Origin of the sequence: Halobacillus sp., assembly GCF_049282395.1 — a bacterium.
GTDB lineage: Bacteria > Bacillota > Bacilli > Bacillales > Halobacillaceae > Halobacillus.
In genome coordinates this window covers 21,500-31,030 of record NZ_JBAPTY010000066.1, presented here as the reverse complement: position 1 = coordinate 31,030, position 9,531 = coordinate 21,500, and the positions used below count along the sequence as shown (strand labels likewise).

The following is a 9,531-nucleotide window of genomic DNA, read 5'->3' as shown; positions in this document are numbered from 1 at the left end:
ATATGAAATTCCCCGTAAAAAAGAATCCCATTCTTATCCTGTTCGTTTTAGCTTTAATACCTCTTGGCATAATTGGACTATTTACAGAAGGCCTTGCCGAAGGGTGGGTCGGTCTTATCATTATGATTGTTGTCTCCATCCCTCTACTATGGGCACTCATCCGTTCTTACCACGAAATCACCGAAGAGTCATTGATCGTAACGTTTGGCCCTATTATTAAAACCATTCCCCTATCTGAAATTCAATCTGTTTCCTACACGTACAATCCTCTCTCTAGTCCAGCCTGGACCTTTAAAAGAATCGCAATCACCCAGTCTCATTATAAAACGATTTTGATTTCAGTACCACAAGATGATAAAAAATTCAAAAAATTGTTGGAAGCTAAGTGTCCTTCTGCAAAAATCGAGTTGCCTGTCTATAGAAAATAAGTCACGAGGAAGAGATCCTCGTGACTTATTCTTTAGGGTGAGACGATATTTATTTTAGGAGTTTGAGAGATTCTCGATTAAATGCCGGGATATCATCCGGATTACGGCTTGTAACCAGCTGGTTCCCGCAAACCACAACTTCTTTATCTTCGAAGTCTACTCCTGCATACTCCATATCTACAGCAATAGATTTGAAACCTGTAGCTTTACGGCCTTCCAGGGACTTAGCAGTAATTAAAAGCTGCGGACCATGGCAGATCGCAAAGACCGGTTTTTTCTCATCCATGAAATGTTTAGCGAATTTGACAAACTTTTCATCCCCGCGTAATTGATCGGGTGAGAATCCACCGGGAATCAATAGGGCATCAAAATCTTCCGGCTTCACATCATCGACGGAAGCGTCAATTTTAACAGTAGCATCGCCTTGCTTACCTGTTACTTCTTTCCCAGCTTCCCATTCTATAGTGGTCACTTCATGACCTTCACTTTTAAATTCATCTACGGGTTTAGTGTACTCTACATCTTCAAACATAGATGTTACGACACAAGCGATTTTACTCATATTCAATCATCTCCTTGAATGACATAGTTAATTTTTAACACATAGGATGTCTTCCCGTATGGGGTAAAGTTAAACCTGTTCGAATTCAAAAAAATGGATAATCAGTCTTTAAAATCTTTCATGGAAAACTGCTGAAAAGTGGTGTCCTGTTGATTTTTATATACCGTTCTGCCTGCGATGGTATTGATAATATGGACATTACGATGAACGGATAGTCCAAGATTTGTTGCTCCCGCTCCGTGCGAATGAACCAGATTGGTTAACGTGAAAAAGTGGTGATTGCGGTTATCGTTAAAGACCAGCTGATAATCCCTTGTAACCTTAAATACATTTTCCCCTTCCCATTCAATGGCGTCCTTATAACGATCCATAAACCATGATGGAATATGAGGCTTGTATCCAAGAGCCAATACTACTTTTTCGGAATGATACGTATAATCGACATTTTCCTGCCATTGCGTACAAGACAGTTCATACCCGTCTTCCACAGCTTCAATTCCCTTAACCTCCGTCATAGGCTGGATAAGTACCCGACTGTCTCTTTGACCAGCCGTCCGGTGGTACAATTTCGTATAAAGCTGAGTTAATGTTTGCGGATCTATTCCATTCCGAAGCGGCTTTAATGTATCTAATGTCTGCTCCCGCTGCTCAAAGCTCAAGTTGTGAAAATAATCAACATAGGATGGGGTGAAAGCTTCTTGGGCAAATTTAGCTTTATCTAAAGAAAACAAACCGCCTGACCTTGTTAACAAGGTCAATTTCATATCCTGGCGTTCCTGCTCCTCTAATAAATCAAGGAACACTTCAACGGCACTTTGGCCGGAGCCCACAACCGTTACATGCTTTGCTTTTAAAAGCTGTTCTTTTTCGAACAAATATCGGCTGGTATGAAGAACATCTTCATTCGGTAAGTCCTCCATCCCGTCCAATACGATGGGTTCGTTTCCTGTACCCAGAACAACATGTTTCGCTTTCACGTATATTCTTTCACCTGTTGCTTTCTCTTCTACAATCACTTCATAATGCGGATGCTCGGTATCTTTCTTATCCATAACGTCAAGCACCGTATGTCCGAAGTACAATGAATCCAGCTGATTCGCTACCCATTGCATATAATCGTTGTATTCCTGTCTTGGGACTTCGAAATGACGGTGGAAAAAGAATGGGAACATCCGGTCATGCTCATACAAGTAGTTCATAAATGTATAAGGGCTTTTTGGATCAGCAAACGTCGCCAAATCAGCGAGAAATGGAACTTGTAAATCCATCTTTTCGATTAACATACCCGGGTGCCATATAAATTCGGGAGTTCTCTCAAAAAATATCGCATCAATGTCGGCTGTCTGATCTGCTAATGCTGCGAGACCAAGATTGTAAGGACCAATGCCGATTCCAATCAAATCATATATTTGTTCATCCATATAATCACTTCCTCTGTAACCATCACTTTACCCTAAGATGATTGGTTTGATTCTTTCCAAAGCTGCTCCATAAAGATCACTAAAACTGTTCCTACTAGTAAACCGTTACTCATTAAGTTTTGCACAATGCCAGGAAGTCCCTGGAATACTTCGGAAGGCAGAAACATTAATCCTATTCCTAATAGAAAGGACACACATAAAATCGTTAATCGTCTTTCATCCAGGTTTTCACTCGCAATATTACTCAGCCCGAGTCCCATTAATTGAACAAACGTTGCTAATAAAGCAGCATTTGCGACAGGCGAAGGAATGCCGGAAATAAAGGCGACCAGGGGTGGAAAGAATGCAATGACGACCATAATCATAGAAGCGTATAAAAAAGGCCGCTTCCTCTTCTGCCCTGTCAAATTAATAAAGCCTGACGAGGAAGCAAGCGGAACATTAGCAATGGATGAAAACATAGCGGAGACCCCGTGGGTAACTCCTAAAAAACTACTTCCTTGATTGATCTGATTGTATGTAAAAGTCGGCTTTCCATAAATAGAATGGCTGACAGCCACAACCGATGCTACGATATTGGACAAAAGAATGACGGCCGTTATGAAAGCAAGAGGAATCACATTCCATTCAAAAACAGGGGGTCCCCAGGCCAGCCATTCCGGAACGGAAAATGCCCCAAGGTTTCCCGTATCCTTCTGCGAAGTTCCAATTATGGCTTCATATACAAGCCAGCCGGCTCCAATCCCGAGCAGAACAGCATAACTTCTCAGCCATCCTTTTCCGAATATAGACAATCCTAATACTAATAAAAACGTAAGAAAAGCTACAGCTGCCGGACCCAAATGGATAGACTCAACTTCCTGTTGAATTCCTAACATTCCCCTCAAAAAAGTACCGCTCAATTGAACGGTAAGTAAAAACAAAAAAGCACCGGTTACGAGAGGTGTAAACACAAATAAAACCCGGTGAGCCAAGCGGAAAACACCGAATAATAAAAGAAAGCCTCCTGTCCATAACATAGCTGCCTGCAGGGTTTGGAGAGTTTCCATATAACTTTTTCCAGCTTCGGCACCCGAGTAGGCCATGACAGCAAAGATACTAATCCATAATCCAGCAGGTCCTTCCATAATAGGCAGCCTGTGGCCGAACATTCCCTGTAAGAAAGAGGTCACGCCAACTACAAAAAAAGTTCGCTGCATTAAACCAGCAACTTCCGCAAAATTCAAATTAAAAATTGATCCGATAACGATAGGGAGTGCCACTGCACTAGCCAGTAGAAACACAAACCACTGGGAGGTCTCAAGGGCTGTCCCTGTACGAGAATTAGGTCGTTCACTCATAGGTCACACCTGCATTTTCTATTCAATCATTTTCCTTTAATTTCTTCTATTATCCTAACATAGCGTTTCGCTGAATGTCTTAATCGATGCTCTGTGTTTCACGTGAAACACGTTTCAATATATTTTCATTAAAAAAAGTGCGCACAGAAGTCTGTGCGCACTTTGGTTATCAGGATTATACTTCTATTCTTCAAGCGTTGAAGTATCTCCGGTAGGCAGCCCAAGTTCCCAGGATTTCAGCAAACGGCGCATAATTTTACCACTGCGCGTTTTAGGGATCGTATCCTTAATTTCAATTTCTCTTGGTGCAGCGTGAGCGCTTAAACCTTTTTTAACGAATTGACGAATGTCTTCAAGTAAATCATCTGATTCTTCATATCCGTCCCGAAGTGTTACAAAAGCTTTAATGATTTCACCGCGTTCAGGGTCAGGTTTTCCAATAACCCCTGCTTCCGCTACGGCTTCATGCTCAATCAATTTACTTTCTACTTCAAATGGACCAACGCGTTCTCCGGAAGTATTAATTACATCATCCAGACGTCCCTGGAACCAGAAGTATCCTTCTTCATCCTGATAAGCACTGTCCCCAGACACGTACCAGCCGTTTAAGAAGTAACTTTCAAACTTCCCTGGATTATTCCAGATGGCACGCATCATGGATGGCCAGCCTTCTTTAATAGCAAGGTTACCCATTTGATTAGGAGGCAGTTCATTCCCTTCATTATCTACGATAGCCGCAACAATGCCCGGGAATGGTTTACCCATTGAGCCTGGACGTATATCCATAGCCGGATAGTTACAGATCAGCATCGCTCCGGTTTCAGTCATCCACCACGTATCATGGATGCGCAGGTCAAAGGCTTTAAGACCCCAGGTAATAACTTCAGGGTTTAGTGGTTCCCCGACACTTAGCACATGTCGTAAGGAAGAAAGGTCATGCTTGGCAGCCGCTTCTTCTCCTGCACTTAGCAACTTACGAAAAGCTGTTGGAGCTGAATACCAAACAGAAACATTTTGCTCAGAAATGGTTCCGTACCAGTCATCTGGACTAAATCTGCCACCGCGGATTACGTTCGTTACCCCGTTAAGCCAAGGCGCGAATATACCATAGCTTGTACCTGTTACCCATCCGGGGTCAGCAGTGCACCAGTAAACATCGTCCTCTTTTAGATCAAGGACCCATTTTCCTGTTTGATAGTGCTGGATCATGGCATTGTGAACATGATAAACGCCTTTTGGTTTTCCTGTAGATCCAGAAGTATAGTGAAGGAGCATGCCGTCCTCAACGTCTACCCATTCGATATCAAATTCTTCAGAAGCCTGATCCATTTCCTCTTCGAATGAGATGTAGTTGCCAGGAGCATCTCCTCCAACGAGCACTATTTGCTTCAAGTTGGGCAGATCGTCTACGGGCACACGATCCAGAAGTTCTGGGGTTGTGACCAGCATTGTGGCCTCACTATCTTCCAGTCGGTCACGGACCGCCTGTTCCATAAATGCTTCAAACAACGGACCTGCAATTGCACCAACCTTAAGTATTCCGAAGAAAGCAGCATAGAACTCGGGACTTCTGTGCATAAACAGGAATACACGGTCGCCTTTTTCTATATTATGTTTTTTTAATACATTAGCAAATTGGTTACTCTTTACTTTTAAATCTTCAAACGTCAATTTTTCTTCACGTTCAGGTGATGTATAGATCAAAGCTGCCTGATTTTTCTTCTGTGGATCTTCTGCATGTTTATCTATCGCTTCATAAGCGATATTTACATTTCCAGTCTTACTCCATGTGAAATTACTTTTCACATCATCCCAATTGAATTGTTCGTACGTTTCTTTGTAGTTTTCCATGTTGTGGTTGCCTGATCGAGCTGGTATTGGTTGCATGTCCATAAGATCACCTCATTAGATTATTTTTTTGTAACCGTTTTCTCAAAATTGGGTAAGAAAACCCTGAAAATTCAAATCAGAGCTTCTAGGATGTTTTCTGAATATTTCATGATTTACTTACTATTCTAGGTTACTTCCATCTATTTTTAAAGTGTTATGCCCAAGAATTTACATAAAAAAGCCAGAAATACGACTGAAATTGACAGTTTTAAAAGGGATTTATATAATAAAAACAGTGTTAGAGCCTATAAAAATAGAGGTTTCTTAGCCAACCCCTCTATAAAAAACTAAGGAAGCTGAAGAACCAAGCCGCAGCCCTTAGGGTTGCGGCTTTTATAATGGAATTAACTTCCACCTCAGGTCATCCAGAAAATGGATGACCTGAGGTACCCACTATAATTTTTGCTAGGAGTGTTCATAATGCCTGGACGTAATGAAGATGATTTAAACCTTTCTCTGCTCGGAAATCAAGGAACGGCGTATTCCTTTGAATATGATCCGGAGGTACTGGAAACCTTTGAGAACCAGCACCCAAACCGTGATTATTTTGTAAAATTTAATTGCCCTGAATTTACGACTCTCTGCCCCAAAACCGGTCAGCCGGACTTTGCCACTATTTACATCAGCTATATTCCAGACCGTCTGATGGTAGAAAGTAAGTCATTAAAATTATATTTGTTCAGTTTCCGTAACCACGGTGACTTCCACGAAGACAGCATCAACACCATTATGAACGATCTCATTCAACTGATGGATCCACGTTACATTGAAGTATGGGGGAAATTCACACCACGAGGAGGAATCTCCATAGATCCATACTGTAACTATGGAAAGCCTTCTACTAAATTCGAACAGATGGCCGACCATCGAATGATGAATCATGATCTGTATCCTGAAAAAATTGATAATCGCTAACGATTAAAAAGAGGGGGAAGCCCGCATGGTTGAAAAAGATGTGATCGCACAAACCCGTTGTCCAAATACATTAGCCTCTTTAACCAAAGATTTACATGAAATAGGGGTAAATCCCGGCGACACGCTGCTTGTTCATGTATCGATGAAGTCACTGGGCTGGGTCAGCGGCGGTCCGCAGGCCGTTATTCAAGCCTTAATGGATGCCCTGACAAGTGAAGGTACATTGGTTATTCAAACGCATTCTCCTACCTTGTCTGATCCCGCTGAATGGCAGAATCCGCCGGTTCCCGAACACTGGCACGACACGATCCGCCAGACCATGCCAGCTTATGATCCTGAGAAAACCCCTTCCACTTATCTAGGAGTCGTTCCTGAATTATTTCGGAAGTTTCCCAATGTCCACCGGAGTCATCATCCTGCCTTTTCTATTTCAGCCTGGGGTAAGAATGCCAGCATGATTACTAGTGAACATCCTTTAGATTATTCATTAAGTGACCATTCTCCACTCGGCAAAACTTATCAATTAGATGCAAAAGTGCTTTTATTAGGTACAGGTTATGACGCCAATACCAGTTTTCATCTATCAGAATACCGGTCAGGTACTCGTAAACTGAAAGAAAATGGGGCTCCTCTTCAAGTAGAGGGGGCTGCAAAATGGACCGTTTATAAAGATATTGAGTTTGATGATGATTCATTTGAAGAAATAGGAGAGCAATTCGAGAAAGAGAGAATGGTTGTTACCGGTAAAATTGGCCAGGCTCCCTCCAGATTGTTTTCCATGCCTGAAGCGGTAGACTATGCCGCAGAGTGGTTTAAAAAGAAAGATCATTAAAAAAAGGGTGCCTACTCCGGCACCCTTTCGTTTTTTATTTTTTATCATTTTTATACTGCATATAGGCGACCTGAGTAACAAGGAAGTCTTCCATTCCATGTTTTCCATCAGCCCCGCCAAGGCCTGACTTACGCATACCTGCGTGATACCCTTGTACTTCTTCAAAGTTTTCACGGTTCACATACGTTTCGCCGAATTTCAGTTCATTGACTACTCGCATAGCTTCATTTAGATCATCGGTGTAGACGGAAGAGGATAGACCATATTCCGTATCATTTCCTTTATCAATTGCCTCATCGAGTGTTTGATAGGTTGTGATTGGAATAACCGGGCCAAATATTTCTTCCTGCATAATTGTCATGTCATGTGTGACATTGGTTATTATCGTTGGTTTATAAAAATAGCCTTGCTCTTGGTCGCCGCGTTCGCCGCCAATTTCCACTTTTGCACCCTCGTCTACAGCTTGTTTTACCATACTTTCCACTTCTTCAAGACGATCCTGGCTCACAAGTGGACCTACATCAGCATCTTTGTTCTCTCGAGGATTGCCAAGCGTGCAGGCTTCAAATTTATTTTTAAGCTGTTCAATCAACTCTTCTGCTTTACTTTCGTGAACATAAACCCGTTCGGCATTCGTACATGCCTGACCATTATTGGCAAGTCTTGAAGTCAGAATGCTTTCTACAGCAATATCAAGATCTGCATTGGCCGTTACAATGGCAGGGGCTTTGCCGCCCAGTTCCAGGTTGACCTTGGTAATATTTTGAGCCGCTGCTTCCATAACCTTCGTACCGGCTCCAACGCTTCCCGTCATTGATATCATTTGAACATTTTTATGAGAGGCTAAGGTATTACCAATTTCAGAGCCTGTACCCGTAATCAAGTTGTAAACGCCTTTTGGAATTTCTTCCATACTGTCAATAATTTTCGTGAATTCCATAGCGGTATTCGGCGTCTGCTGACTAGGCTTCAATACGATGGTACAGCCCGTCACGAGAGCAGTAGCTACTTTTCTTGCCAAAATAAACATAGGAAAGTTCCAGGGTACAATTCCTGCTACAACCCCTATTGGTTTTTTATAAACAAATATATTTTCATTCGGACGATCACTGGGAACGACATCGCCTTCAATTCTTCTCGCCCATTCGGACATATAACGGAAATAATCAATCGCTAAATCAATTTCTCCGCTTGCGAGTTCATAGTCTTTTCCTTGCTCTTCCTGTAAGAGATCAATAAACTTATCACGATTTGCTTCGATTTCATCGCCAAGCTTTCGTACAATCTTTCCTCGTTCGATATTTGGAGTAAGTTCCCACTCTTTTTGAGCATTGGCAGCAGCGCTTACGGCGCGCTCTACATCATTTTTAGTGCCTTTCGGTATTTGAGAAATTACTTGTTCGGTTGCTGGATTAAGGACCTCAATCCATTCATTGCCTTCAGATTCTATATATTGACCATTAATATATAATTGATGTGTCTGCAAGATGATAACCTCCTGATTGGTATTTATCCAATGCATTCCACCTGTTTACAAATCATAAACTAGCGGATATGTTATCCCTGAAGGTTTAGTGAAAGAATTATGAACGTTGAGCAGTAATAAAGGAGGGAAAACGATGAAAAAACAAAATCAAATGTTTATTATTTTAGGACTTGTAGGTATTGGCAACATAATCGCGTCTATTATTTTATTGTTCTCGATTCAAGACCCATTGGTATCCATGGTTTTATTCGTGTCTGGAATTTTTCTCATTATAGGAGGCTATGCAGACCGTAAAGAACGAATAAAGCGGTCAAAGAGTAAAGAGTAAGCTTATCTTCCATAAAAAAAGCCCTGAAACCAGGACTTTATTTCCACTCCAGTATGTAACCTTTCACTGTTTTCTTACCATCTTCCCCACTGTTTTGTACCGCTTCAAAGTAAGGGTATTCTTTGTCCAGGTGGTACTGTACGGTCTCCTGTTGCAGATAAAGCTTGTACTCGAGATCATTCACCTTATGCAGGGTGATATCGGGTACAGTGGTTTGATCCCCTTCATCGTCCACGAGAAGGATATCAACGTGATCAAAACCATTGGTAATTAAACGATCTTTTAGATTCATATGTGGGATTCCTCCATGAACTTATTCTATTTAACGG

10 protein-coding genes are annotated in these 9,531 nt (G+C 41.8%); 4 read left to right on the top strand and 6 right to left on the bottom strand.

Annotated features, from left to right (window positions below):
• A partial coding sequence (locus WAM07_RS03545; RefSeq protein ID WP_422164825.1) for a PH domain-containing protein occupies positions 1–428 on the top strand: 428 nt, incomplete at its 5' end.
• Positions 429–477: 49 nt separating this feature from the next.
• On the opposite strand, the gene WAM07_RS03540 is transcribed toward WAM07_RS03545, so the two are convergent.
• The 4 genes from WAM07_RS03540 to acsA all read right to left on the bottom strand — a co-directional run bounded on the left by WAM07_RS03540 (position 478) and on the right by acsA (position 5,644).
• Positions 478–990: a type 1 glutamine amidotransferase domain-containing protein gene (locus tag WAM07_RS03540; RefSeq protein WP_422164824.1), complete on the bottom strand. Its 513-nt coding sequence runs from the start codon at positions 988–990 to the stop codon at positions 478–480.
• 101 nt (positions 991–1,091) lie between these two features.
• Positions 1,092–2,411, bottom strand: a complete 1,320-nt coding sequence (locus tag WAM07_RS03535; protein ID WP_422164823.1) for a lysine N(6)-hydroxylase/L-ornithine N(5)-oxygenase family protein — start codon at positions 2,409–2,411, stop codon at positions 1,092–1,094.
• Positions 2,412–2,443: 32 nt separating this feature from the next.
• Positions 2,444–3,751, bottom strand: coding sequence for a purine/pyrimidine permease (locus tag WAM07_RS03530; RefSeq protein ID WP_422164820.1), 1,308 nt, complete (start codon positions 3,749–3,751; stop codon positions 2,444–2,446).
• Positions 3,752–3,934: 183 nt separating this feature from the next.
• On the bottom strand, positions 3,935–5,644 hold the full coding sequence (gene acsA, locus WAM07_RS03525; RefSeq protein WP_422164818.1) for an acetate--CoA ligase: 1,710 nt from the start codon (positions 5,642–5,644) through the stop codon (positions 3,935–3,937).
• A 417-nt stretch (positions 5,645–6,061) separates the two neighbouring features.
• On the opposite strand from acsA, the gene queF reads away from it, so the two are divergent.
• Both queF and WAM07_RS03515 read left to right on the top strand, forming a co-directional pair.
• A complete protein-coding gene (gene queF / locus WAM07_RS03520) occupies positions 6,062–6,556 on the top strand; it encodes a preQ(1) synthase (RefSeq protein WP_422164817.1) in 495 nt (164 codons plus the stop codon).
• A gap of 25 nt (positions 6,557–6,581) precedes the next feature.
• Entirely contained in the window at positions 6,582–7,388 is an 807-nt protein-coding gene (locus WAM07_RS03515) for an aminoglycoside N(3)-acetyltransferase (RefSeq protein ID WP_422164815.1), read from the top strand.
• Positions 7,389–7,422: 34 nt separating this feature from the next.
• On the opposite strand, the gene aldA is transcribed toward WAM07_RS03515, so the two are convergent.
• Positions 7,423–8,874 (bottom strand): aldehyde dehydrogenase, encoded by a 1,452-nt coding sequence (aldA, locus tag WAM07_RS03510; RefSeq protein WP_422164813.1) that lies wholly within the window; start codon positions 8,872–8,874, stop codon positions 7,423–7,425.
• 133 nt (positions 8,875–9,007) lie between these two features.
• Here aldA and WAM07_RS03505 point away from each other — a divergent pair, with 133 nt between their 5' ends.
• A complete protein-coding gene (locus WAM07_RS03505) occupies positions 9,008–9,202 on the top strand; it encodes a hypothetical protein (protein ID WP_422164811.1) in 195 nt (64 codons plus the stop codon).
• A gap of 37 nt (positions 9,203–9,239) precedes the next feature.
• Here the strand turns inward: WAM07_RS03505 and WAM07_RS03500 are convergent, their stop codons facing one another.
• Positions 9,240–9,494, bottom strand: a complete 255-nt coding sequence (locus WAM07_RS03500) for a hypothetical protein (protein WP_422164809.1) — start codon at positions 9,492–9,494, stop codon at positions 9,240–9,242.
• Positions 9,495–9,531 lie beyond the last annotated feature (37 nt).